Consider the following 24,741-nt stretch of genomic DNA (forward strand, 5'->3'; position numbering starts at 1 on the left):
GCACACTCCTGCCGGTTGTCAGTCCGCGCCGGTCGACAGCGCGTCGTCCAAAGAGGGGAACAGGCGAAACACCGTGTCCATTCTGGTCAGGCGGAACACCTTTTCGACCACCGGATGCAACCCGGCCAGATCAAGAACCCGGTCGCCGCCCAGTTGCTTCATCGAGGCGACGATGGCCCCCAAGCCGCTGGAATCAATGAATTCCACCAGAGATATATCCAGAACGACCCGTGACGCATCGGTTTCTGTCTGGGTGCGCATGTCTTCCTTGAACTGGATGGCCATGGCCGCATCGATCCTGTCCGCGTGAACCGTGATTACCTGGGTCGAACCCGTTGTCGTGCTAGTCAGGGCCATCAAGCGCGCCCTCCGGAATTGAAATTGCTTCGTAGAAATACGCTAGACGGGAAATCTTACCATTCTGTATCCAAGGCAGGGAAAACAGGAGGAGTGTCAGATGAAAGAGGTGGTGATCGCAGGGGCGGCGCGCACGCCCATGGGGGGCTTTCAAGGCATGTTTGACGGTGTGGCGGCGGCCGATCTGGGCGGGGCCGCGATTCGGGCCGCCTTGCAGGGGGCCGGAACCCAAAGCGTCGATGAGGTTCTGATGGGTTGCGTGTTGCCGGCAGGGCAGGGTCAGGCGCCTGCACGTCAGGCAGGATTTGCCGCGGGGCTGTCCGAGGATGTGCCCGCGACCACGCTGAACAAGATGTGCGGTTCGGGGATGAAGGCCGCAATGCTGGCCTTTGACCAGATCGCGCTGGGCCAGGCCGACACGATCGCCGCCGGTGGCATGGAAAGCATGACCAACGCCCCGTATCTGTTGCCGAAAATGCGCGGCGGCGCGCGGATCGGTCACGGGCAGGTGGTTGATCACATGTTCCTCGATGGCCTTGAGGATGCCTATGACAAGGGCCGCCTGATGGGCAGTTTTGCCGAGGATTGCGCCGAATCGTATCAGTTCACCCGCGAAGCGCAGGATGAATACGCGTTGCAGTCGCTGTCGAATGCGCTGGCGGCCCAAGAAAGCGGGGCGTTTGACGGCGAGATCACCGCAGTGACAGTGCGCACCCGCAAGGGGTCCGTCGACATTGACGCTGACGAGCAGCCCAAATCGGCGCGGCCCGAGAAAATTCCGACGCTGAAACCGGCGTTCCGCAAAGATGGGACCGTTACGGCGGCCAATTCCTCTTCTATTTCCGACGGGGCTGCGGCGTTGGTTCTGGCCTCGGCCGAGGCCGCGCAGGCGCAGGGCCTGACAGTGCGGGCGCGCATTCTTGGCCATGCAAGCCATGCGCAGGCTCCGGGTCTGTTCACCACTGCGCCGGTGCCTGCTGCGCAAAAGCTGTTGGCGCGCATCGGGTGGCACAAGGATGACGTGGACCTGTGGGAAGTCAACGAGGCCTTTGCCGTGGTGCCGATGGCGTTCATGCATGAAATGGGCCTGCCGCGGGACAAGGTGAACGTCAACGGAGGCGCTTGTGCCTTGGGGCACCCGATCGGGGCCTCTGGCGCGCGGATCATGGTCACCCTGTTGAACGCGCTGGAAAAGCGCGACCTCAAGCGCGGTGTTGCGGCGATCTGCATCGGCGGGGGCGAGGGCACCGCGATTGCAATCGAACGGGTTTGACCGGGCATCGGTTTCGATTTATCCCGGCAGCGCGGCCGGGGGCAGAACCTTGGCGAAGGTGCATCAGGATACCCCAGGATGAAAGCTGATTACCGGGTGTTGGCCAAGACCGTGGCCGCGTTGACCGAAGATGAAACCGACGTGGTTGCCCTGATGGCCACCGTAACCTGCGAGGTGCATCACGCCGACGACAGGTTCGACTGGACCGGTTTTTACCGTGTCACCGCGCCCGAGCTTTTGAAGATCGGCCCCTATCAGGGCGGTCACGGTTGCCTGACCATTCCGTTCGGACGCGGTGTCTGCGGTGCCGCGGCACGCTCGGGCGAGGTGCAGTTGGTTCCGGATGTCGACGCGTTTCCGGGCCATATCGCCTGTGCGACATCGACCCGGTCCGAACTTGTCCTGCCGGTGCGCAACCGGGACGGAGACTTGATTGCTGTGTTCGATATCGACAGCGATCAGCCGGATGCATTCAACGCCGAAGACGCCACAGCGCTGGGTGACATTCTGGATCAGGTCTTCGGGCAATAGACAGGGCAGGCGCCCGCCGCTGCGCCTAGGGCGCGGTCACAGCCCCCGACAGCAAAAGATACCCAAGGCTCGCTTGGGCCGCGGCGATGGCCAGCAACCAGGCAACCGGTCCGCGGCTGCGGGTCTTGACCCGGAAAATCCAACACCCAAGCAGCGCGCCGGGGCTGCCGCCCAGAATGGCCAGCCATAACATCCTGCGTTCCGGGATCTTGCGCCTGCGTCGGCGCGCGCGCGACGCGCCCCAGCCAAAAGCCAGCAAAGCCAGCAGGTTGATCCCCCAAAGATAGGCCACGGCAAACCACATGGGTCCGCGATACCGAAGCGGAGGCCAAGCCGCAAATGAAAAAATGCTTGGAATTTTCAGAGACTCAGTCCATCGTGAAATTTGACGTGAAAATTTCATGAAGGTGAGAAGCGGTCGATGAACGATCAGGCCATGCACAGCGCGACATTGGGGGCGGATTTGCGTGCCTTGCGCAAGGCACGCGGGCTGACTCTGACCGATATCGCCGCGCGGCTGGACCGATCGGTCGGCTGGCTCAGCCAGGTCGAGCGCGACAAATCCGAGCCGTCCATTTCGGACCTGCGTCAGATCGCCGAATGCCTGAGCGTGCCGATGTCGATGCTGTTTGCCCATTCGGCAGCCCCAGCCGAGGAACAGGGTTACGTGGTCCGCGCAGGATCGCGCCGCCCGATGGGATCGGGCGAAGAGGGGCTGATCGAAGAGCTTCTTTCACCCGATCTGACGGATGATTTCGAGATGGTGCATTCCACGTTCGAACCGTTCTCGAAGATGCAGAAACCGGCCGACCGGCCGACGCAAGAGGTCGGATACATGATCTCGGGCCGCCTGGACCTGGCCATAGGCTCTGGCAGGTTTTCCGTCGGGCCAGGTGACAGTTTCCGAATTCGCAACGAACCCTATCACTGGGCCAACCCATATGATGAACCGGCCGTGGCCATCTGGGTCATCGCGCCACCGGTGTATTGATGAGCGTCGAGGCCTGGACCATATTCGCTCTGTTCTGGGTGGTGTTTGTTACCACGCCGGGTCCCAATGCGGTCAATTGTATCTCGAACGGGATGAGCCTGCCGTTTCCCAAGGCAATGCTGGGGGTTCTGGCGATCCTGACCCAGGCAAGCGCTTTCCTGGTCTTGTCGGCGCTGGGCGTTACCGCGCTGATTGCGGCGTCGCCGACCGGGTTCTTCGTGGCCAAGCTGGTCGGGGCCGCGTTTCTGATCTGGATGGGTGTGCGGGGCTGGATGAATTCGGCCCGGCCTGCGCCGGCCTCGGCGCGCCCGGCCCGGCACGTTTACCTGCACGCGTTGGCCGTTGCCACGATCAACCCCAAAAGCGTTGCGGGCTACCTGGCCGCCTTTTCCCAATTCGTGCAGCCCGACATTCCGATCTGGCAGCAGATGTGGATCATCATCCCCACCGCCTTGGGCATCACGACGCTCAGCTATACCGGGTTCACCCTGCTGGGTGCGGCGATGGGCAAGGCTGCGCTTGGGGCCGTGTTCAACACCTGGGTGCGCCGCGTGATGGCCGCCTTCTTCATCATCTATGGCGTGATGCTGGGGCTAAGTTCGACACCAGCAGCAAAGGGGTAAAGGCATGCAAACCGGTTCCTGTCTGTGCGGTTCCGTGGCATTCACGATCAAGGGCGAGCTGTCGCCGCCCTCAGTGTGCCACTGTGGCCAATGCCGAAAGCAATCCGGCCATGTCTGGGCGTCAACCTGGACGCAACAGGACAACGTGACCTTTTCGGCGCGCGAAACGCTCTGCTGGTTCCGGGCCTCGGACGTCGCACAGCGCGGGTTTTGCGGGACATGCGGATCGTTTCTGTTCTGGCAGCATGATGACGAAGACACGATATCCATCTCGATGGGGGCCTTGGCCCAGCCCACGGGACTGACGCTATCGAAACACATCTTTGTCGCCGACAAGGGCGATTACTACGACATTTCAGACAACCTGCCTCAACAGGCACAATAACAGGGATCATGAACTCATGAGCGACTTTCCAACAAAAGCCCGCGTCGTCATCATCGGCGGCGGTGTAATTGGGGCCTCTTCGCTGTACCATCTGGGCAAGAAGGGCTGGACCGATTGCGTCCTGCTTGAAAAGAACGAACTGACCGCTGGTTCGACCTGGCACGCGGCGGGCAATGTCCCGACCTTTTCCACGTCCTGGGCGATCATGAACATGCAGCGCTATTCAACCGAGCTGTATGCCCGCCTGGGCGACGAGGTCGATTACCCGATGAACTACCACGTTTCGGGTTCAATCCGGCTGGCGCACAACAAGGAGCGGATGCAAGAGTTCGAGCACGCCTGTTCCATGGGTCGTTATCAGGGCATCCCGATGGAAATGTGGACCCCCGAAGAGGCCAAAGAGCATTACCCCTTTTTGGAAACGCATGATCTCGAAGGGGTTCTTTTTGACCCGACCGATGGTGACATCGACCCGGCGCAGCTGACGCAGGCCCTGGCCAAGGGTGCGCGCGACATGGGGCAAAAGATCCTGCGGTTCACACCGGCAACGGGCGTGACCCAACACGACGATGGGACCTGGACCGTGCATACGGACAAAGGCGACATCGCCTGTGACTATGTGGTCAATGCCGCAGGGTATTACGCACAGCGTGTTGGCGAATGGTTCAAACCCTTTGGAGGGCGCACCGTACCGGCAATGGTCATGAGCCACCAATACCTGCTGACCGACGAGATCCCCGAGGTCGAGGCCTGGTCCAAGGAACATGGCGGCAAGCTGCCATTGCTGCGCGATGTGGACGTGTCTTATTATCTGCGGCAGGAAAAGAACGGCTTCAACCTTGGCCCCTATGAGCCCAACTGCAAGGGCCACTGGATGACCGAAGACGACCCGATGCCCGAGGATTTCAGCTTTCAGCTGTGGAATGACGATCTGGACCGGATCGAGGACATCATCACAGACGCGATGGAGCGGGTGCCGCTGATGGCGACCTCGGGCGTTGGGCGCGTCATCAATGGCCCGATCCCCTATGCGCCTGATGGCCTGCCGTTGATCGGTCCGATGCCGGGTGTGAAAAACGCGTTCGAGGCGCACACATTCACCTTTGGCATTGCCCAGGGTGGTGGTGCAGGCAAGGTGTTGGCGGAATGGATCGTCGATGGCCATACCGAATGGGATATGTGGGCCGTCGATCCGCGCCGGTATACAGATTACACCGATCAGGATTACTGCAACCAAAAAGGGTTGGAGGTCTATGGCAACGAATACTCCATGCACTTCCCGCATCACGAATGGCCTGCCGCGCGCGACAAGAAACTCTCGCCCGTTCATGCAAAGGTCATGGAAATGGGCGGCGTCATGGGCGTCTATAACGGCTGGGAACGTGCCAACTGGTTTGCGAAACCGGGCGACGACACCTCGCTTGAGGCCACCCATACATGGGGCCGCTCGGGTCCGTGGGAACAACGGATCAAGGAAGAATGCGAAGCGGTGCGTGATCACTGCGGCGTGCTGGACCTGCCGGGCTTTTCGCGTTTCATGGTCAAGGGCGAAGGCGCGGCCGAGGCGTTGCGCTGCCTGGTCACCGGCGGATTGCCCAAGGTCGGACGGATCAACCTGGTCTATGTTTCAGATGACCGGGGCCGCATCCTGACCGAGATGTCCTGCATGCGGCTTGGGGACGACGAATTTGTCATGATCACCGCCGCGCCCGCGCAATGGCATGACCGGGATATTCTGGTACGGGCAATGCCCGCAGGCGTTTCGGTCGAAGACGTGACAACGACCCGCGATACATTGATCGTCACCGGACCAAAATCGCGCGAGATCCTTTCCGGGCTTACGGATGCCGACCTGACCTCGGGGTGGCTGACCCACCAGTCTGCAACCGTCGCCGGCCAGCCCGCGCATCTGATCCGGGTTTCCTTCGCAGGCGAGCTGGGCTGGGAGGTGCATGCCCTGAACGAGCATACCCCCGCGATCTATGACGCGGTAATCGGGGCCGGGGCCAAGCCCTTTGGTATGTACGCTTTGAATGCGCTGCGTATCGAAAAGGGATACCGTGCATGGAAAGGCGACCTGTCAACGGATTATTCGTTGCTCGAAGGCGGGCTGGGGCGCTTTGTCAAACTGGACAAGCCACAGGATTTCGCCGGCAAGGCGGCCATTCGCAATGAGATACAGCAGGGCATCAAAAAGACCTTTGTCACGCTGGTCGTCGATGCTGCGGATGCGGATGCGCCATATATGTCCTGCATCTGGCAAGGCGATCAGATCGTCGGCGAGACAACGTCGGGCGCTTGGGGTTATCGCGTGAACGCGTCGATTGCCCTGGGAATGATCCGCCCTGACCTGGCCGTGCCGGGCACCGAGCTGGAGGTGGAAATCTATGGCCGGAAATGCCGCGCGGTGGTGCAAGAGGATCAGCCGCTGTGGGACCCTGCCAACGAACGGTTGCGGGCCTGAATGTGTCCGGTACCATGCCGGACAGCGCAACTTTGCCGCCCGAATCTTTCGGGCGGCCAGCCCAGGCGGCTTTTGGGCGTGCGAAAAGACCATTGATCTTTTGCCCGCTTCCGCTGCATGACATCGCGCAAGCATGCGGGGGCGGGGTTCCTTTGCAAGACCTGTAACCGGGGTCACGCCCTGTTTCCCCAAGGAGAAATGGTCATGGCAGACATTACGCTTTTGGATGGATCGATAGGCCAGGAACTGGTCAAGCGCGGTGGCAAAAAACCGACGCCGCTGTGGTCCACGCAAGTCATGATCGACGCCCCTGACCTGGTCTCCGATGTGCATGCCGAATATTTCCGGCGTGGTGCGACCGTTGCGACCACCAACACCTATGCGGTTCACCGGTCACGGCTTGAACGCGTAGGGTTGGAGGACAAGCTTGGCTTGCTGATTGATGCCGCTCTGACCCAGGCGGAAAAAGCGCGCGGTGACGGCCCTGGTCGCATTGCCGGGGCGCTTGGCCCGCTTTTGGCCACCTATCGGCCCGATCTGAAACCTGACCCCGACGATGCGGCCGAGAAATATGCGGACCTGGTCGGGATGATGGCCGACAGGGTCGATCTCATCCTCATCGAAACCGTGTCATCCGTGCTCGAGGCCGAAGGCGCGTTGCGTGGGACGCAGGGCTGTTCCAGGCCTGTCTGGATTGCCGTAACCGTAAAGGACGAGGATGGCACACAGCTCCGCTCGGGCGAGCCGGTCGAGGCGATTACCCCATTGATCGAACGGTTTGCCCCCGCAGCGGTGCTGGTCAATTGCTCGAAACCCGAGGCGATTCCGGCCGCCCTTGGAATTCTTGCCACGATGGGTCGCCCGTTTGGGGCCTATGCCAACGGGTTTACCGGTATCACGCAGGGGTTCTTGCAGGACGCCCCGACCGTGGATGCGCTGGAACAACGCCATGACCTGGGCCCCGATGCCTATGCCGATCACGCGATGGCGTGGGTCGCGCAAGGCGCAACAATTGTCGGTGGCTGCTGCGAGGTCGGCCCGGACCATATCGAGACCCTGGCCGCCAAGTTGCGCGCCGCAGGGCATCGGATCGTCTGAGAGGTCGGTGGTGGGCAAGTCCGGGATCCGCGACGCAAGCCAAAATGCCGAAACCCAACGGCATTTCGACATACTCGTTGCACCCGGTTTTGTCCTGCTGGAGCTTGCCTCGCTGGTCGAGGTGTTGCGCCTTGCCAACCGGGTCTGCCCGCGGCCGCCCTTTACCTATGCGTATCGATCCCTGCGGGGCGGTTCTGTCGCCAGCAGCAGCGGGGCCTCGGTTCCGACCGACGCCGTATCCGATCAGCCCCGGGCCGATTACCTGTTTGTCATTGGGAATTCCGACCCCGACATGCCCGACCTGTCGCTTGGCCGGATCGTGTCGGATTACACCTATCGCGGGGCCCAGGTTTTTCTGCTGGCCGAAGCCGCCAGCCGATACATTGATGAGCAGGGCACCAACGATCTTGCAACTCATTGGGAAAACGCATCTTTTCTACGTGAACGGGGCGCGCGATTCGAGGCCAAACTGTCGCTGGCCACAGCGCGGGGCGCGGTCGTGACCTGCGCGGGGATGGGGGCGACCACCGATATCGCGCTGGCTGTAATCGGCCGCCATATCTCGGGACCGGCCAAAATGACGGTTGCGGATATCATGTTGCACGAGAACATCCGCGATTTTTCGTCAATGCAACCCTTCTCGGGCACCCGAACGACGGCGACGGGCGACGCCAAGCTGGACCAGTGCATCAAGCTGATGCAGGCCAATATGGAAGACCCATTGCCGATCAAGGCGCTGGTTGCGCTGCTGCACCTGTCGAACCGGTCGCTCGAACGCAAGTTCAGGGCTGTCTTCGCAACCACACCCAACAGTTTTTATCGCGAGATGCGTCTTGCCAAGGCAAACAACCTGTTGCTGAACACGACCATGTCCATTCACGAGGTGGGTTTGGCCTGCGGGTTTCCGAACGGGTTCTCGGCAGTTTACAAGTCCCATTTCGGCATGACCCCCAACGCGGTACGGCGCGAAAAACGACAAGCAGCACATCGGTGATTTTTGCTGCTGGTGTGACGTTTTTAGTGGGTTATCTGCCGCACTTCCGTGCCAGTCTGAGCGCAGTCATTTATCGGAGTCTTTATGATGGTTGATCTTCCCAATAAGGCCCGCGTGGTCATTATCGGCGGTGGTGTGATCGGGTGTTCGGTTGCGTATCACCTGGCCAGGAAAGGCTGGTCAGACGTGGTTCTGTTGGAACGCAAGCAACTGACCAGCGGAACAACCTGGCATGCGGCGGGCCTGATCGCACAGCTTCGCGCGACAGCCAACATGACAAAGCTGGCCAAATACAGCCAGGAACTTTACGGCGCGCTGGAAGAGGAAACCGGCGTTGCAACAGGGTTCAAGCGCGTGGGCTCGATCACCGTCGCCCTGACAGAAGAGCGCAAGGAAGAAATCTATCGGCAGGCGGCCATGGCCCGGGCCTTCGGCGTCGAGGTCGAAGAGATTTCGAACGCGCGGGTGGGCGAGCTGTATCCACACCTGAACCTCGATGGGGTCAAAGGTGCGGTTCACCTGCCGCTGGACGGCCAGGGTGACCCGGCCAATATCGCGCTGGCGCTGGCCAAGGGCGCGCGTCAGCGGGGCGCCGTGATCCGCGAAAGGGTAAAGGTCACCGGAATGGCGCGGGACGGGCGCAAGATCACCGGCGTTGACTGGCAGGCCGATGACGGCAGCGCATCGGGACATATCAAGTGTGACATGGTCGTGAACTGCGCCGGCATGTGGGGGCACGAAGTCGGCCGTATGGCCGGCGTCAACGTCCCGCTGCACGCCTGCGAACACTTCTATATCGTTTCCGAGCCGATCGCGGGCCTCAGCCAGTTGCCGGTCCTGCGCGTGCCGGATGAGTGTGCCTATTACAAGGAAGATGCCGGAAAAATGATGCTTGGGGCATTTGAACCCAATGCCAAGCCCTGGGCCATGCAAGGCATTCCCGACAGTTTCGAATTCGACCAGCTGCCCGAAGATTTCGATCATTTCGAACCTATTCTCGAAGCCGCCTGCGACCGCATGCCGATGCTGGCCGAGGCGGGAATACACACGTTCTTCAATGGCCCCGAATCCTTTACTCCGGACGACGCGTACCACCTGGGCCTTGCCCCGGAGATGGACAATGTCTGGGTTGCGGCCGGGTTCAACTCGATCGGAATCCAGTCCGCCGGCGGCGCCGGAATGGCATTGGCCGAATGGATGGACAACGACCAAAAGCCGTTTGACCTGGGCGATGTAGATATCAGCCGCATGCAACCGTTTCAGGGCAACAAGACCTATTTGTTCGAACGCTCGAAAGAGACCCTGGGCCTGCTTTACGCGGACCACTTCCCCTATCGCCAAAAGGCCAGTGCCCGCGGGGTGCGGCGTTCTCCGTTCCATCACCACCTGAAGGAACATGGTGCCGTATTCGGAGAGCTTGCGGGTTGGGAGCGCGCCAACTGGTTTGCCAATGAGGGGCAGGAGCGCAGCTATCAATACAGCTGGAAGCGCCAGAACTGGTTCGAAAACTCTGCCGCCGAACATCGTGCGGTTCGGGAAAACGTGGGCATGTATGACATGTCGTCCTTTGGCAAGATAAGGGTCGAAGGCCCCGACGCCGAGGCATTTCTGAACTATGTGGGGGGCGGAGATTATTCCGTTCCGAACGGCAAGATCGTCTATACCCAATTCCTCAACAGCACTGGCGGGATCGAGGCCGATGTCACCGTGACCCGGTTGACGGAAACGGCGTATCTGGTTGTTACCCCGGCCGCCACCCGGCTGGCCGACCAGACCTGGATGATGCGCCACGCAGGGGCGTTTCGCGTAACGATCACCGATGTAACAGCCGCCGAGGGCGTATTGGCCGTTATGGGCCCAAATGCGCGCGCGTTGCTGGAAAAGGTGTCCCCAGCCGACTTTTCGAATGCGGTGAACCCCTTTGGGACGGCGCAAGAGATCGAAATCGGGATGGGTCTGGCGCGCGCCCACCGCGTAACCTATGTGGGCGAACTTGGTTGGGAAATCTACGTGTCGTCAGATATGGCCGGGCATGTTTTTGAAACCCTGCACGAGGCAGGCCAGGATATGGGTCTGAAACTGTGCGGCATGCACATGATGGATAGCTGCCGGATCGAAAAGGGCTTTCGCCACTTTGGCCATGACATCACCTGCGAAGATCACGTCGTCGATGCCGGGCTGGGATTCGCAGTCAAGGTGGACAAGGGCTGCGACTTTATCGGGCGCAAAGCCGTGGTCGCTCGCAAGGAAAGCGGACCTCAAAACCGGTTGTTGCAATTCAAACTGACGGACGCCGAACCATTGTTGTATCATAACGAACCCATCCTGCGGGATGGCCAATACGTGGGATATCTCAGCTCAGGGAGTTACGGCCACACTTTGGGTGCCGCAGTGGGGCTGGGCTACGTCCCATGCTCGGGCGAGAAAGTGGCGGACGTGCTGGCGTCAAGCTATGAAATAGACGTCTGCGGCGTGAAGGTCAGCGCGGAAGTCTCGCTCAAACCGATGTATGATCCCAAGTCCGAACGTGTGAAGGCGTAGACGGAGGAGGGGGCTCTGCCCCCGCCGCGGCAAGCCGCGACTCCCCCGGGATATTTAGAGCCAGATGAAGCAGGGGATCCGTTCTTCATCTGGCCAAAAATATTCCCGGAGCGCGAGGCAGAGCCTCGCAGATAGGTCGGCTGCCGCCCGGCGCTTGCCTCCGAGGCGCGCGCATCATGGTTCATGATGGGTGACATAACGGAATTCGCGGTATTCAAACGGGTAGAAATCGCCGAAAAGGACAAGGTGACCAACCGGAGATGGCGGGTGTCGAAGACCCAGGACGACCTTCAGAACGCTGACACACCCAAGGGGCTGGCCCTGGCTGTGACGGCCTATGTGTTGTGGGGGTTCTTGCCCTTGTACTTGAAGGCCATGGACCATGTCGGGCCCGTCGAGATCGTGGCGCATCGGGTCATCTGGTCGGTGCCGTTGGCGGGTTTGTTGTTGATGGCCCTGGGGCGCACCCGCGATTTGAAGGCGGCTTTCCTGAACCCGCGCATGTTGGGAATGGCCTGTGTCACGGCGGCCCTGATCTCGGTGAACTGGGCGATCTATGTCTGGGCGATTGCCAACGGCCGCGCGTTGGACGCGGCCTTGGGTTATTACGTCAATCCCCTGTTCAGCATTGCCCTTGGCGCGGTGTTGTTGCGCGAGCCGCTTGGCCGAACACAGCTGGTTGCCGTTGCTTTGGCCGCGTTGGGTGTTCTGGTATTGGTGTTCGAGGCCGGTCGTTTGCCGTGGGTCGCTTTGGGTCTGATGTTCAGTTGGGGCTTTTATGCCTTTTTCAAACGGTCGCTTCCCATCGGTCCAAACCAGGGTTTTTTGCTTGAGGTGCTGATCTTGTTGGTGCCGGCCCTGTCATATGTGACGTGGTTGGCGGCGTCCGGGTCGGGCCATTTCGGCGTTACCCTGTCCGACACGGCGCTATTGGCGGGTGCGGGGGTGGTCACTGCGGTTCCGTTGCTGGTTTATGCCAACGCGGCCAAGCTGGTACGCCTGACAACGATGGGCATTCTGCAATATATCGCTCCGACGATGATATTCATTACCGCAATCACCCTGTTCGGAGAGGAAATCGATCGGGGGCGGATGATCGCATTCCCGTTGATCTGGGCGGCGCTGGCCGTTTATTCGATCCCGATGATCAGGCAGGCGCGCGCACGCTCCTGAAGCGGGGGGCCGCCAAGCCGGGGGCCCATCCGTGGGTGGGCCGCCCGGTCTGCAAGGTCAACTCAGCGCGTCTTTGTACGCAAGAAACCGGGGGTCGGTCATGACCCGGGCCATCATCGCTTCGCGCAGGGCACCGACTGTCTTGTGCGGGCGCATCGCGACTTCGAACTCCTGGATCAGCCCGTCTTCGTTCAGGGTGATCAGGTCGACGCCCACCGCATCCAGGTCACCGACCTTGCACTGGAACTCCAGCGCCCAATCCCGGTCAGCGCCCATGATCCGGCGGTAATGGAAATCGGAAAACACCTTGCCGACATGCCCAAGCACCGCCGCGACGGGCTCGCGCCCGGTCCAGGTGCTGTAATAGGTGGGTGGCAGAAACCGGACATCTTCGGCCAGCAACTCTGCGATCAGGCTTTCGTCGCCTTTTGCAACAACATCCTTCATCCGTTCGATTGTCGGGTGCATGGCGTATCCTCCGTTTTGGCAAGAGTTACCGAACGCTCAGAGCCAGGCAAGGACGACGTTGCGAGAGGGCGCAGCCTGCGATAGGCAGGCCGCCATGACCGAGACCTACAATCCGCCGCAATCACCGCTGGACATATTGCACGAAGATGCGCAGCTGATTGTCGTCAATAAACCGGCTGGCCTGTTGTCGGTGCCGGGGCGCGGGGCGCATCTGGCCGATTGTCTGCTGTCGCGTGTTCAGGCGGCCTTTCCGCAGGCGTTGCTGGTGCATCGGCTGGACAGGGATACATCCGGGGTGATGGTCTTTGCGCAGACCCCTCATGCGCAGCGGGTTCTTGGGCAACAGTTTGAAAAGCGCCTGACGCGCAAAACCTATGTCGCCAGGGTCTGGGGGCATGTCGAGCCGAAATCGGGAACCGTCGACCTGCCTTTGATTGTGGACTGGCCCAACCGCCCGCGGCAGATGGTGTGTCACGAGACCGGCAAACCTGCGGTGACGGATTGGCGGGTCATTCGCCGTGACGGGAATACAACCCGAATGCGGCTGCTTCCGCGAACCGGGCGATCCCACCAATTGCGCGTGCACATGCTGGCGCTAGGGCACCCGATCCTGGGTGATCCGTTTTACGCCGAAGGCGCTGCGCGTGAATTTCCCCGGCTGATGCTGCATTCCGAAGAACTGCGCCTGAAGCATCCCGAAGGCGGGGTTTCCGTCAAGTTCAGGGCACCGGCAGAGTTCTGAGCGCCATCAGGCGGTCCGGCGCCACAGCATCTTGAGCGTCCCCAATGAGAACCTGCCGGTTTTCTTCCGGCCGATGGATTTCGAACGATGGCGCTGGGCCATGATCTCGCGTTCAATCTCGAACCCGCGGGGCGGGTGGCCGTGTGACCAACGCTCTAGTTTCAGCTTCATCATGATGTGATGGTCGAGGCTTGGCATGGCGGTTCTCCGTTTTGGTGTCCTGCCAAGTTTTGCGCATCGCTCCTGACACCACCCTGTCAGGGGGGTGTGCTAAGGTGACAGCAGACATCAGGAGATTTCCATGCGCCGTTCCACCCGCCTTTTCGAGACTATCCAGATTTTGCGGGCCGCCAGCGCGCCGGTGACGGCCGAAACCCTGGCGGCCAAGCTTGAGGTGTCCGTGCGGACGGTTTATCGCGATATCGCGGCACTTCAGGCGCAGCGAACGCCGATCGAAGGAGAGGCCGGGATCGGGTATCTCATGCGGCGCGGTTATGATTTGCCGCCGCTGAATTTCGACGCCGAAGAGGTCGAGGCGCTGTGGGTCGGCCTGTCGATGTTGGCGCGCACCGGCGACAGCACGTTGCAACAGGCAGCGGACCGGGTTTGCCGCAAGATCGAAGCCCTGCGCGCCCCGGCGGACTGGCTGCAGGTCGCACCCTGGGGGGCGCCGGTTGATGACCCGGCCAAGGGATGCGTTCCGGTGGCGACCTATCGCGAGGCGATCCGGGCTGAACAAAAACTGCGGATTACCTATGTGAATTCAGGCGGGGAACGCACCGAACGGGTCGTGCGGCCCGTCGCGCTGATCTATCATATCGAATGCACGATGCTGGCGGCCTGGTGCGAGCTGCGCGGCGGGTTCCGGCATTTTCGCACCGACCGCGTGTGGTCCTGCGACGCGGTGCCCGAGCATTTTCACGGTCAGGGCCAACCCCTCAGGGCGATCTGGCAGGAACAGGACATGTGGGAAGACACCGCGGATATGGCCTGACAGGCAGGTATTTGCCGATTTCACCGACTTGTTGCTTGAGCCTGTTCATCGCTGCCGTGCTATAGAGGTCAGCAAGAGGCAAACCCGGCGAACGGGCGCCAGAGCAGAAGGTGATACCATGACGATTTCCAAGTTTGTTTTCTCGGCGGGGCTCTGCTCTGCTCTGGTTTTGGGTGCCTGCACCGACCCCGGAACCCTGACGGTTCAGGATGACCCCAATCAAAACGCCAAGCAGGGCGCATTGCTGGGTGGGTTGCTTGGGGCAGGCGTTGGAGCCATCGCCAATGACTCGAACCCGGCCCTGGGTGCTTTGGCCGGTGCCGCCATTGGTGCCGCGGGCGGGGGCGTTATCGGAAACCAGCTGGACAGGCAGGCCGCCGAGTTGCGTCAGCAACTGGCCAATGACGGGATCACCGTCGTCAATGCCGGTGATCGTCTGATTGTCACCGTTCCCAATGACATCACCTTTGACACCGACAGTTCCACCGTGCGCCCGGCGCTGCGCTCGGATCTGGTCAAGGTTGGACAGAACCTGGTCAATTACCCCAATTCGAATGTTCAGATCTTTGGACATACCGACAGCGACGGCGAAGCCGAGTACAACCTGCGCCTGTCCGAACGCCGCGCCAATGCCGTGGCCGATATCCTTCAGGCAAACGGCGTCAGCTATGCGCGTATCACCACGATCGGCAAGGGCGAGAACAACCCGATTGCGTCAAACCTGACCCCCGAAGGCAAGGCGCAGAACCGCCGGGTCGAGATCGTCGTCGTGCCCAGCGCGAACGGCTGATCGCCCGAGCTGGGCGATACACAAGGGCAGGTGATCCTGCCCTTTTTCGCACATTGACTGCGCGTCAATCGGGCTATGGCCTTGGGGCGGTCGCGTTACACTGCCCCAACACTGAACGACGGAGAGTCCCATCATGTCGAAACCCATCCTGCTGGCCCTGTCCGGCTCGCTTCGCCAGAACGCCACCAACCGGAAACTCGTGCGCGAGGCCGCGCGGCTGTTCAATCCCGGCACATTTATCGAAGCCGATCTGAACTTGCCTTTGTACGATGGCGATGTCGAGGCACAGGACGGTATCCCGGAAGCGGTTCAAATCCTGGCGGATCAGATCTCGCAAGCCGATGCGGTGGTTATCTCGACGCCCGAATATAACAAGGGGCCATCCGGCGTTCTCAAGAACGCGCTGGATTGGGTCAGCCGGACGCAGGGAAACCCATGGCAGGACAAGCCGGTTGCGGTCATGTCGGCCGCCGCGGGCCGGGCCGGGGGCGAGCGGGCGCAAATGGTCTTGCGTGCCTTCATGGTTCCGTTTCAGACCCGCATCCTGCAAGGCCCGGAAATTCACCTGGCCAACAGTGGACGCGAATTTGATGACCAGGGAAAACTGGTCAGTGAACGGTATGAAGCCGCGCTTGGTACATTGATGCAGAAACTGCGCGCCGAGGCCGGGTTCTGAGCCGTTACAACGAGGCTTCGGGGCGGAAATCGTCGGGGATCGCGTCGCGGTCTTCCAGCATCAGGTCGGCCATGACTTCGGACAGTTTGGGGGCCATCCCAAAGCCGATCTTGAACCCGCCATTTGCGATGAACTGACCCTTGTGCAGCGGATGCGCACCCATCATGGGCGCTCGGCTGCGGCTGCGCGGGCGCACACCTGCCCACCGCTCGATGACCTCGGCGCCATGCAGGACGGGCACGGCGCGCATGGCGCGTTCGATCACCGCGTCCAACGCATCGTCGGTACCGGTCGGATCGTCATAGTCCCGTTCAGAGGTCGAGCCGATGGCCAGCGTCCCATCCGCGTGCGGGACCATGTGGATCGCGTCGGCAAACAACTGTGGCACGGGGCCCGCGTCAAACCGCAGCAATGCGGCCTGCCCCTTGACGCCATTGCCGACGGTCTTGCCAAGGGCCTGGCTCAGTTCCTGAAGACCTGCCAGGCCGGTTGCGTGTACAACCCGGCCCCGGTCCGGGGCCTCGGCTGCGATCTGAACCCCCATGACCGACAGCGCGGCGACCAGGGCGGCACAGGCCCGGCGCGGGTGCATGCGGGCGCTCAGCGTGTCATGAATGACATACCCGCTTGCGCTGGGCGGGCACCAGGCGCCGACCTCGGTGCATCTGGTCACGGTCCATTCCGCTTGCCCCTGCCACAAGGTGCGCGCGGTGTCTTCGCGCTGGCGGGCCAGATCAAGCGCCTTTTGGTCTGCGATGGGCTGGATACGACCCAGCCGCCCGTACCCTGCCGAAACGCCACTCGTCGCCTCGACCTGTTTCCAGAAAGGGGCTGCCATGATCAGACTTTCGAACTGAAAGGCTTTCTTGGCGTTCCAGTTTTCGGGCACATGGGGTGCCAGGGCACCGACCAGCCCGCCGCTGGATCCCGCGCCGGGGCCAAAGGGATCGACAACCTGAACAGCCGCGCCGCGCCGGGCACAGGTCCAGGCGATTGAAAGGCCGAAAATTCCCGCACCACGCACCGTGATATCGACCATTGTCAAACTCCTTGTCCTTGTTCAGTGTCGCGCTGCCTAGCTACAGGAATACCCGATGGCAGACCAGCACGCCAAACTGACCTGGACACAGGATGCGATCCCGGTCTCTGACCGGTTCGATGACCCGTATTTCTCGCTCCAGAACGGTTTGGAGGAAACCCGGCACGTTTTCCTGGCCGGCAACGGCCTGCCTGCGCGCTTTGCGCCGGGGTTCCATATTGCCGAGCTGGGATTCGGCACCGGCCTGAATATGCTGACCGCCTGGTCCGCATGGGAAAGGTCAGGGCAAACCGGCCCGCTGACATTCACCAGTTTCGAGGCATTTCCGATGCAACCGGCAGACATGGCCCGCGCTCTGGCAGCCTTTCCCGAACTGGCGCCGTGGGCGGACCGGTTCCTGGCGCGATGGGATGGCCGATCCTGCACGCTTGAAACCCTGGCGCTGCACGTCGTCGCGGGGGATGCCCGGGACACCCTGCCCCAATGGCAGGGCGCGGCCCAGGCGTGGTTTCTTGACGGATTTTCGCCAGCCAAGAACCCGGAACTGTGGACGCCCGAGCTGATGCATCAGGTCGCGCGCCATACCGCACCCGGTGGGACGGTCGCGACCTATACGGCAGCAGGTTTCGTGCGCCGGGCCCTGCAAGAGGCCGGTTTCACCGTGACCCGCTGCCCCGGTTTCGGGCGCAAACGACATATGACACAGGGTGTCCGAACGTGACGCAAAGCAACAATATCCGCGCGGGTATCGCCCTGATGATCTGCGCAACCATCGTTTTCGCCCTGCAGGATGGTATCTCGCGGCATTTGGCGAGCCGGTACAACACCTACATGGTCGTCATGATCCGGTATTGGTTCTTTGCGGCCTTTGTCATTGTGCTTGCCCTGCGAACTGCCGGGGGTCTTGGTGCCGCTGCCCATACCAAACAACTGGGGTTGCAAGTGTTCCGGGGCGTCTTGCTGGCCGGCGAGGTCTGCGTTGCCGTCTATGCCTTTACCATTCTGGGGCTGATCGAAAGCCAGGCGGTATTCATCTGCTATCCGCTTCTGGTTGCCGCGCTCAGCGGGCCGGTTCTGGGCGAACAGGTCGGATGGCGGCGCTGGCTGGCAATCGGTGTGGGCTGCGTGGGCGTTTTGATAATCCTGCAGCCGGGAATGGGCGTCTTTAACCCGTGGGCCATCATTCCGCTGATTTCGGCGCTGATGTTTGCGCTTTACGGTCTGCTTACGCGATACGCGGCGCGCAAGGACGGTTCGGCCACCAGCTTTTTCTGGACCGGCATCGCGGGGGCCGTTGCGATGACATGCGTGGGCCTGTGGTTCTGGGAGCCGATGGCCCGCGAAGACTGGGCCTGGATGGCGCTGCTCTGCGTCAGCGGAGTGCTGGGCCATTGGCTGCTGATCAAGTGCTATGAGCTGGCCGAGGCCAGCGCGGTGCAGCCCTTTGCCTATTTCCACCTGGTCTGGAGCGCCATTCTGGGCATTTCGGTATTCGGCGAGACCTTGCGCCCGGCCGTGGTGGCGGGCGCCGCTCTGGTCGTGTGCGCGGGTCTGTTTACCTTATGGCGCGAAAGACGACAGGGTTGATCCGATCAGTTCCTGGGAAAAAGGGACCGGCAGGGCAGGCTGCCCCAGTCGCGCGCGATAGACCGGAAGACTTTCGGCGACACGCATGACATAATTGCGGGTCTCGCTGAACGGAATGGTCTCGATCCAGTCGACCACGTCCACATTGCCCGCGCGCGGGTCGCCATAGCGTTCCATCCACGAGATCGGCCGCCGCGGTCCGGCATTGTACCCGGCCGCCATCATGACGACGTTGCCGTTGAAATCGGCCGCAAGGCTGGCCAGGTAGTTCGCGCCCAGCTTGGCATTGTATTGCCAGTCCGAGGTCAGGCGCCCCGTCTGGTGACCGCTCAGGATACCCAGGTCCTGCGCCACCAGCTTGGCGGTTGCGGGCATGACCTGCATCAGCCCGCGCGCGCCTGCACCGCTGATGACCACGGGGTCGAACTCGCTTTCGCGGCGGGCAATCGCCAGGGTCATTTCCTTGGCCATGGGCAGCCCCATATCGGCGACGGGATGAACAGGATAATAGGCGGCTGGCAGGACCACGCCGGTCCTTGCCGCGCGCTTGGCAATCATCACCGCCAGGTGGGGCTCTTTCAACTCCAGCACCAGGTCGCCCAGTTGCCCGGCCTGAACCGGGTCAAGCTCTTCGACGAGATGCGTCAGAAACCGCTCGGCCAGGTTTTTCTCTCCGGCGCGTAGCAAAAGCTGACCGGCCTCCAACACGCTTGAGCTGGCAAACTCGGCCTGTTTCCAGTGCGGCGCCCGCCGGGGATTGGCCAATTCGCTGTCAAAGGGGCGGCCGATTTGTTCAGCCGCCAGCAAACCATAGAACGAGGTTTGGTACGCGGCCCCTTGGGCAAAGGCTTCGTGGGCCTTTTCGGCGTTGCCCTGTGCGGCATAGGCCCGGCCCAGCCAATACCCGCCACGGCCCTTCGAGATTGGCGATTCAATGGCGGCCGAGAAGTTTTGGAAATGGCGCACCGCGGTGGTCGGGTCATCCAGCTTGCGCAGGGCCAGGAACCCTGCCAGCCATTCAAGATCGGCATAGCCATAGCCCATCTCGGGCGTCATGTGATGGTTGGCCGCAATCGCATAGGCGCGTTCGGGGTCTCCGCCGCGCATTTCCAGCCGCGCCAGCCTGCGCCGCCCTTCGGCCCATTTGTCGGGTTCGCCCAGCGATGCCGGGCTGGTCGAGCGTTCAAGCATGAGGTCAATGGCGCTGTCGTCCAGTTCCTTGCGGTCCCGCCACACAAAGCGGTCAAAGGCTAGCCCCGGTGCCGATGCAAGCGTGTCCGGCACCGCCGCGATCTTGCCGTCCACACCCGGTTCGCGCTTTTGCAATGCGATCCGGGCCTCGGCCAGTTTGCGGTCACCGGCGCTGACCAGCGGCAGCATCTGGCGCGCGCTGACCAGGTGCCCATCCCATAGCATCCGGTCAAGCCGGGCCTGGTGATGCGGTTTCAGCAACGTCCCGAAATTCTCGACGAAATCACCCTGCAGGCCCGACCCCATCGGCATGGTGCGCCAGGCGGCCACGATATCGGCCTCGGCGTCGCCCCGGCGGCCCTGTGCCATCAACGCAACCGCATAGTTCAGCGCGCCTTCGGCGGTTTGCGGCGGGTTGGCGGCATAGAACCTCAGGGCCCGGTCAGGGTCGGCGCCCGTGAATGCGGGTTCGCTTTTGCGGCGCAACCAGTCCAGACCGGGCCAGTCCGGACGGCGGTCCAGAAAGACCAGCACATCGCCGGAACTGCCAAAGCCTTCGCGCAGCCAGTGCCAGACGATGATGTCGCGCGCGACCGATCCGCGCTGGCCCGAAACACGCAAAGCGGCGTTCCAGTCCCCGCGGCGCATTTCATATAGCCCCGCACGCAGATCACCCACGGCGTCGGCTTGCGCCTGCGCAACCGAGCCAAGAATCATCGCTGTCAAAAACGCCAGTATGCGTGTCATCCCTTGCATTCCCCAACCAACCAAGGATACAGCCATTCAGGATAAACCTTGCGCCGCCGGGATCAACTCACAAACCTAGGATCTTGGCAATTCAAGGCGTGATAGACGATAACCGCACCTTAAGGAGCGTTCCATGTTCAAAGGCTCGATGCCAGCCCTCGTCACCCCGTTCCGCAACGGCGAGTTGGACCTGGACACGCTCAAACATCTGACGGAATGGCAAATTCAAGAAGGCTCGACCGGTCTGGTCCCCGTGGGCACCACCGGCGAAAGCCCGACGCTGAGCCATGAAGAACACGAAACAGTCGTGCAAGAGGTCGTGAAGGCAGCCGCAGGCCGGGTGCCGGTGATTGCCGGTGCCGGGTCAAACAACACGGTCGAGGCGATCCGCTTTGTGCGATTCGCCGAGAAGGTCGGCGCCGATGCGGCGCTGGTGGTTACGCCCTATTACAACAAGCCGACGCAAAAAGGGTTGTTGACGCATTTCCGGGCGCTGCATGATTGCGCGGATATTCCGATTGTCATCTACAATATTCCGGGCCGTTCCGTCGTCGACATGACCCCGGAAACAATGGGCGAATTGGCCCAGTTGCCGCGGATCGTCGGGGTCAAGGATGCCACCGGCGACCTGGCCCGTGTCAGCCAGCAACGTGCGTCCTGTGGTCCTGATTTCTGTCAGCTGTCGGGCGAGGATGCCACGGCGCTGGGGTTCAATGCCCATGGTGGCGTTGGGTGTATCTCGGTCACGGCCAATGTGGCGCCGGGCCTGTGCGCCGAGTTCCAGCAGGCCACGCTTGACGGTGACTATGCCCGCGCGCTTGAATTGCAGGACCGCCTGATGCCGCTGCACGAGGCGATCTTTATCGAACCCGGGCTGGTTGGCGCGAAATATGCGCTCAGCAAGCTGGGCCTGTGCAGCGACGAGGTTCGCTCGCCCCTGACCGGGTTGGAAGACAGCACGAAATCGGCAATCGAAAAAGCGATGGCGCATGCCGGTCTGACATAAACCGGCCTAGCCAAGCAATTTGGCCAGGTGCCGGGTCTTGTCGGGGTTGCGAACCATGTAGATGGCCGCAACCCGGCCCTGTTCTATCTTCAGCGATGTGGCCTGCAACGCGCCACCCGGTTCCCTGTTGATGATTGCCGGCATCCCGTTCAGCCAGCATAACCTCCAGGCGCCGGTTTGTGATACGGCGGCTTTGCGCGCCAGACCGGAAAAGAACCGGATGACCTTGTCGCGCCCGTTGATCGGGTTGAGCGTTGCGATGATCTTGCCGCCCCCGTCCGAATGCAGCCGGACATCGCGGGCAAGCAACGTGGTCAGGGTCTGCGTGTCGCCGCTTTTGGCGGCGTCGAAAAAGGCGCGGGTCAGTTCTTCGCCCTTGTCGCGTTCGACATGGGTGCGGGGTTTCACCTGTGCGACGTGTTTCCGGGCGCGGCTGACCAGTTGGCGGCAGCTGGCCTGGCTGCGGTCAAGCGCCTGCGCAAGCTCGTCATAGGAATGTTCAAAGACATCATGCAAAAGGAAAGCGGCCCGTTCCAGGGGCGACAGCCGTTCCAGCGCCATCAACAGCGCCACCGAAACGTCGCGGTCCAGGCGGTTGGTTTCGTCCTGCGTGATCAGCGGCTCGGGAAGCCATTCGCCGGGATAGGACGCGCGGACCGATTGCGCGGCGCGCAGGTGATCCAGGCAAAGCCGTGTGACAATGCGGATCAGGTAACCGGTCTGATCGCGCACCTGTTCGGGGTCAACCCGCCGCCAGCGCAGATAGGCCTCTTGGACGATATCTTCGGAATCGCTGACCGAACCGACCATCCGGTAGGCAACCGCGAACAGACGCGGTTGCAACCGGACAAAGGCCCGGTCGGGCGAGGGCGCGCCCGCGCCGGTCATGCAGCCGAGGCCGCAGGGGCGACAGGGTGCGGCATCGCAAAGCCGACCGCCAGCCGGTTCCAGGCATTGATCGTGGTGATCACCAGGGTCAGCGCAACCTGATCGGGTTCGGAAAACTGCTCCGCCATCGCGTCATATATCCGATCCGGCGCCCGGTTGGTTTCGATCCGGGTCAGGGCTTCGGCCCATGCAAGTGCGGCACGTTCGCGGTCTGAATACAGCGACGATTCATGCCATGCGTTCAGCAGGTGCAGGCGGTCCTCGGTCTCGCCATGGGCGCGGGCGTCATGGGTGTGCATGTGGATGCAATAGGCGCAGCCGTTGATTTGCGACACCCTCAGTTTGACCAGCTCGATCAGGCTGTGTTCCAGGTCCGTTGCGCGCAGGCGGTCCTCAATGTCGAGCATGGGTTGCAGCAGGTCCGGTGCGACGGCGAAATGGTTGATCCGGGGGGACATCGTGATCTCCTGTTATTGGATTGAACAAAAACAGGACGGGCAAGTCACCGGGTTTGTGACATGTCCGGGCAAAAAAAGTCCGGGCAGGGACGCAGCCGCGGATCAGCGTTTGCCGTAATACAGCCCGACGACATGTTCAGCCTGGGCGAAAAACAGCCAGCGCGACAGGGCCACGCCGCCCATATGGGACAGAACGGCCAGCAGGGCGAAGACGTGATGGAAAGGCACCACCAGCAGCACGATGGGAAGGGCAAAGGCCAGCACGAATGAAATTACCCGCAGTTTCTCGGCGTGCTTTCTGCCCACGACGTGAACGAATTCGCGCAGCAGGTAGTTGGTACCGGTATGGGGGTGCTCAAACGCGCGGACGCTGTGGTCTGCGCCCAGGCCCGTTGCGGTGCCCATATCTGTTTTGGACTTGGCAAAAGCCTTGTCCCCAAGGTGCCAGTAGAGGATCTGCACCAAGGCCGCGATCAGCAACAAAGGCTGGGCAATCGCGGTCTGCCCCGCCAGAAGGGCACCCCCCGCCAGGCTGAAGCTGATAAACAGCGCGGGCGTCAGTTTCATGTTCCAGCGCGGAATGGTCTTTAATTGCGTATAGATCATCGAGGTGGTGAATACGGTCAGAACCGAGGCCAGCGCCCCGCACCACCCGACCAGTTGCCACCTTTGGTCAAGGAACACGACCCCAAAGGCATAAAGCGCCATGACCAGCAACGCGGTGACCGCACACCAGCCCTCGCGGCTGAGCCAGCTTGTCTTCCACTGGCTGAACGCCTTCCATGCGCGTTCCGGGTGGCCCAGGTGAAAGGTCGACGCCAAAAGCCCGCCGATGGCGAGCGCGAAGGCGATGACAAAAAACACCAGCGCGATCCAGCTGGACACGTTCGGCAGGCCCAGGCCCAGAAAGGCCAGCAGCCCGAAGCCGAGCCCGGACAGGGTGGTGAAGATGATAACCGAGGGGGCCGGGTGCATCAGAATTTCTCCAGCGTCTTGTCAAGCCAGGCCAGGAACCCTTTGGGGTCTTCGGCGACGGGGGCCAGTAGCGGGGCCAGGATGTCGATCTTGTCCTCGACCGTATCCTTTGGGCGTGGGGGCAGGTATTTATTGACCGGTTTGGTGCCCATTTCAGGCATCAGGTCCATGCCGCCGCGTTCGGCAACCAGCTGGCTGACGTCGCTGTCAGGGTCGCCGAGGTCTCCGAAATGGCGGGCACCGGCCGGGCAGGTGCGGACGCAGGACGGAACGCGGTCAACTTCGGGCAGGTTTTCGTTGTAAATCCGGTCGACGCACAAAGTGCATTTCTTCATCACGCCTTCGGCCATGTCCATTTCCCGCGCGCCATAGGGGCAGGACCAGGCGCACAGGCCGCAGCCGATGCAGTCGCTTTCGTTGACCAGCACGATGCCGTCTTCGACGCGCTTGTAGCTGGCACCCGTGGGACAGACGGTGACGCAGGGGGCGTCTTCGCAATGCAGGCAGGATTTCGGGAAGTGGATCAATTGGGCGTGGCCTTGGGCCGGTTGCACCTCGTAGGAATGCACCCGGTTAAGGAATGTGCCCGACGGGTTTGCGCCATAGGCGTCCTGATCAGACAATGGCGCGCCGTAGTTTTCGGTGTTCCAGCCTTTGCAGGAAATAACGCAGGCGTGGCAGCCGACACAGGTATCCAGGTCAATGACGAGGCCCATTTTGCGATCAGTGGATTCGGGGAGCTGGGTCATG

27 protein-coding genes are annotated in these 24,741 nt (G+C 61.7%); 17 read left to right on the top strand and 10 right to left on the bottom strand.

All coding sequences use genetic code 11. The annotated features are described in order from the left end of the window. Window positions 1-18: 18 nt before the first annotated feature. Entirely contained in the window at window positions 19-357 is a 339-nt protein-coding gene (locus tag ACXAG8_RS10605) for an STAS domain-containing protein (protein ID WP_475223926.1), read from the bottom strand. 100 nt (window positions 358-457) lie between these two features. On the opposite strand from ACXAG8_RS10605, the gene ACXAG8_RS10610 reads away from it, so the two are divergent. After that, window positions 458-1,630, top strand: coding sequence for a thiolase family protein (locus ACXAG8_RS10610; RefSeq protein ID WP_475223931.1), 1,173 nt, complete (start codon window positions 458-460; stop codon window positions 1,628-1,630). Between the two features lie 78 nt (window positions 1,631-1,708). Then, on the top strand, window positions 1,709-2,161 hold the full coding sequence (locus tag ACXAG8_RS10615) for a GAF domain-containing protein (RefSeq protein WP_475223934.1): 453 nt from the start codon (window positions 1,709-1,711) through the stop codon (window positions 2,159-2,161). Window positions 2,162-2,186: 25 nt separating this feature from the next. Here the strand turns inward: ACXAG8_RS10615 and ACXAG8_RS10620 are convergent, their stop codons facing one another. Beyond that, window positions 2,187-2,465, bottom strand: coding sequence for a DUF1294 domain-containing protein (locus tag ACXAG8_RS10620; RefSeq protein ID WP_475223936.1), 279 nt, complete (start codon window positions 2,463-2,465; stop codon window positions 2,187-2,189). Window positions 2,466-2,582: 117 nt separating this feature from the next. On the opposite strand from ACXAG8_RS10620, the gene ACXAG8_RS10625 reads away from it, so the two are divergent. The 8 genes from ACXAG8_RS10625 (at window position 2,583) to rarD (ending at window position 12,430) form a co-directional block, all read left to right on the top strand. Then, complete coding sequence (locus tag ACXAG8_RS10625) at window positions 2,583-3,152, top strand: helix-turn-helix domain-containing protein (protein WP_475223938.1); 570 nt, start codon at window positions 2,583-2,585, stop codon at window positions 3,150-3,152. Next, a complete protein-coding gene (locus tag ACXAG8_RS10630) occupies window positions 3,152-3,775 on the top strand; it encodes a LysE family translocator (RefSeq protein WP_475223940.1) in 624 nt (207 codons plus the stop codon). Before ACXAG8_RS10625 ends, ACXAG8_RS10630 begins: the two co-directional genes overlap by 1 nt. 4 nt (window positions 3,776-3,779) lie before the next feature. Beyond that, window positions 3,780-4,160, top strand: coding sequence for a GFA family protein (locus tag ACXAG8_RS10635; protein WP_475223943.1), 381 nt, complete (start codon window positions 3,780-3,782; stop codon window positions 4,158-4,160). Window positions 4,161-4,176: 16 nt separating this feature from the next. Continuing rightward, entirely contained in the window at window positions 4,177-6,624 is a 2,448-nt protein-coding gene (locus tag ACXAG8_RS10640; protein ID WP_475223946.1) for a GcvT family protein, read from the top strand. A 204-nt stretch (window positions 6,625-6,828) separates the two neighbouring features. Then, window positions 6,829-7,722 (top strand): homocysteine S-methyltransferase family protein, encoded by an 894-nt coding sequence (locus tag ACXAG8_RS10645; RefSeq protein WP_475223949.1) that lies wholly within the window; start codon window positions 6,829-6,831, stop codon window positions 7,720-7,722. 10 nt (window positions 7,723-7,732) lie between these two features. Further along, the gene (locus tag ACXAG8_RS10650) at window positions 7,733-8,716 is read left to right on the top strand and encodes a GlxA family transcriptional regulator (RefSeq protein ID WP_475223951.1); all 984 of its coding nucleotides are present in this window, start codon (window positions 7,733-7,735) and stop codon (window positions 8,714-8,716) included. 87 nt (window positions 8,717-8,803) lie between these two features. Beyond that, the gene (locus ACXAG8_RS10655; RefSeq protein ID WP_475224156.1) at window positions 8,804-11,257 is read left to right on the top strand and encodes a GcvT family protein; all 2,454 of its coding nucleotides are present in this window, start codon (window positions 8,804-8,806) and stop codon (window positions 11,255-11,257) included. A 183-nt stretch (window positions 11,258-11,440) separates the two neighbouring features. Further along, a complete protein-coding gene (gene rarD, locus ACXAG8_RS10660) occupies window positions 11,441-12,430 on the top strand; it encodes an EamA family transporter RarD (RefSeq protein WP_475223957.1) in 990 nt (329 codons plus the stop codon). A 57-nt stretch (window positions 12,431-12,487) separates the two neighbouring features. Here the strand turns inward: rarD and ACXAG8_RS10665 are convergent, their stop codons facing one another. Continuing rightward, window positions 12,488-12,898: a nuclear transport factor 2 family protein gene (locus ACXAG8_RS10665; RefSeq protein ID WP_475223959.1), complete on the bottom strand. Its 411-nt coding sequence runs from the start codon at window positions 12,896-12,898 to the stop codon at window positions 12,488-12,490. On the opposite strand from ACXAG8_RS10665, the gene ACXAG8_RS10670 reads away from it, so the two are divergent. Beyond that, a complete protein-coding gene (locus ACXAG8_RS10670) occupies window positions 12,897-13,640 on the top strand; it encodes an RluA family pseudouridine synthase (RefSeq protein ID WP_475223961.1) in 744 nt (247 codons plus the stop codon). The genes ACXAG8_RS10665 and ACXAG8_RS10670 overlap by 2 nt on opposite strands. Before the next feature lie 6 nt (window positions 13,641-13,646). On the opposite strand, the gene ACXAG8_RS10675 is transcribed toward ACXAG8_RS10670, so the two are convergent. Further along, window positions 13,647-13,838 carry a hypothetical protein gene (locus tag ACXAG8_RS10675; protein ID WP_475223966.1) on the bottom strand — a complete coding sequence of 64 codons (192 nt, stop codon included), beginning with the start codon at window positions 13,836-13,838 and terminating at the stop codon, window positions 13,647-13,649. Between the two features lie 103 nt (window positions 13,839-13,941). Between ACXAG8_RS10675 and ACXAG8_RS10680 the strand changes: the two genes are divergently transcribed. From ACXAG8_RS10680 to ACXAG8_RS10690, 3 genes are all read left to right on the top strand, one after another. Beyond that, on the top strand, window positions 13,942-14,634 hold the full coding sequence (locus tag ACXAG8_RS10680; protein WP_475223969.1) for a helix-turn-helix transcriptional regulator: 693 nt from the start codon (window positions 13,942-13,944) through the stop codon (window positions 14,632-14,634). Window positions 14,635-14,752: 118 nt separating this feature from the next. Continuing rightward, window positions 14,753-15,424 (top strand): YiaD family glycine zipper/OmpA-like lipoprotein, encoded by a 672-nt coding sequence (locus ACXAG8_RS10685; RefSeq protein WP_475223971.1) that lies wholly within the window; start codon window positions 14,753-14,755, stop codon window positions 15,422-15,424. Between the two features lie 133 nt (window positions 15,425-15,557). Next, entirely contained in the window at window positions 15,558-16,100 is a 543-nt protein-coding gene (locus tag ACXAG8_RS10690) for an NADPH-dependent FMN reductase (protein WP_475223973.1), read from the top strand. A gap of 4 nt (window positions 16,101-16,104) precedes the next feature. Here the strand turns inward: ACXAG8_RS10690 and ACXAG8_RS10695 are convergent, their stop codons facing one another. After that, on the bottom strand, window positions 16,105-17,139 hold the full coding sequence (locus tag ACXAG8_RS10695) for an NAD(P)/FAD-dependent oxidoreductase (RefSeq protein ID WP_475223975.1): 1,035 nt from the start codon (window positions 17,137-17,139) through the stop codon (window positions 16,105-16,107). A gap of 55 nt (window positions 17,140-17,194) precedes the next feature. Between ACXAG8_RS10695 and mnmC2 the strand changes: the two genes are divergently transcribed. Further along, window positions 17,195-17,860 carry a tRNA (5-methylaminomethyl-2-thiouridine)(34)-methyltransferase MnmC2 gene (gene mnmC2, locus ACXAG8_RS10700; protein ID WP_475223977.1) on the top strand — a complete coding sequence of 222 codons (666 nt, stop codon included), beginning with the start codon at window positions 17,195-17,197 and terminating at the stop codon, window positions 17,858-17,860. Between the two features lie 35 nt (window positions 17,861-17,895). Beyond that, entirely contained in the window at window positions 17,896-18,726 is an 831-nt protein-coding gene (locus tag ACXAG8_RS10705; protein WP_475224160.1) for a DMT family transporter, read from the top strand. Here ACXAG8_RS10705 and ACXAG8_RS10710 read toward each other — a convergent pair. Further along, window positions 18,700-20,664, bottom strand: a complete 1,965-nt coding sequence (locus tag ACXAG8_RS10710) for a lytic transglycosylase domain-containing protein (protein ID WP_475223980.1) — start codon at window positions 20,662-20,664, stop codon at window positions 18,700-18,702. The two genes, ACXAG8_RS10705 and ACXAG8_RS10710, sit on opposite strands and share 27 nt — an antisense overlap. 133 nt (window positions 20,665-20,797) lie before the next feature. Here ACXAG8_RS10710 and dapA point away from each other — a divergent pair, with 133 nt between their 5' ends. Further along, window positions 20,798-21,670: a 4-hydroxy-tetrahydrodipicolinate synthase gene (gene dapA / locus ACXAG8_RS10715; protein WP_475223985.1), complete on the top strand. Its 873-nt coding sequence runs from the start codon at window positions 20,798-20,800 to the stop codon at window positions 21,668-21,670. Window positions 21,671-21,676: 6 nt separating this feature from the next. Here the strand turns inward: dapA and ACXAG8_RS10720 are convergent, their stop codons facing one another. The 4 genes from ACXAG8_RS10720 to ACXAG8_RS10735 form a co-directional block, all read right to left on the bottom strand. After that, entirely contained in the window at window positions 21,677-22,558 is an 882-nt protein-coding gene (locus tag ACXAG8_RS10720) for a sigma-70 family RNA polymerase sigma factor (protein WP_475223990.1), read from the bottom strand. Further along, window positions 22,555-23,016, bottom strand: coding sequence for a carboxymuconolactone decarboxylase family protein (locus tag ACXAG8_RS10725; protein ID WP_475223992.1), 462 nt, complete (start codon window positions 23,014-23,016; stop codon window positions 22,555-22,557). The genes ACXAG8_RS10720 and ACXAG8_RS10725 overlap by 4 nt, the downstream gene beginning before the upstream one ends. 102 nt (window positions 23,017-23,118) lie before the next feature. Further along, window positions 23,119-23,991 carry a dimethyl sulfoxide reductase anchor subunit family protein gene (locus ACXAG8_RS10730; RefSeq protein ID WP_475223997.1) on the bottom strand — a complete coding sequence of 291 codons (873 nt, stop codon included), beginning with the start codon at window positions 23,989-23,991 and terminating at the stop codon, window positions 23,119-23,121. After that, entirely contained in the window at window positions 23,991-24,740 is a 750-nt protein-coding gene (locus tag ACXAG8_RS10735; RefSeq protein ID WP_475223999.1) for a 4Fe-4S dicluster domain-containing protein, read from the bottom strand. Before ACXAG8_RS10735 ends, ACXAG8_RS10730 begins: the two co-directional genes overlap by 1 nt. Window position 24,741 lies beyond the last annotated feature (1 nt).

The sequence above is a fragment of the Ruegeria sp. ABD4_443 genome, from assembly GCF_056160865.1.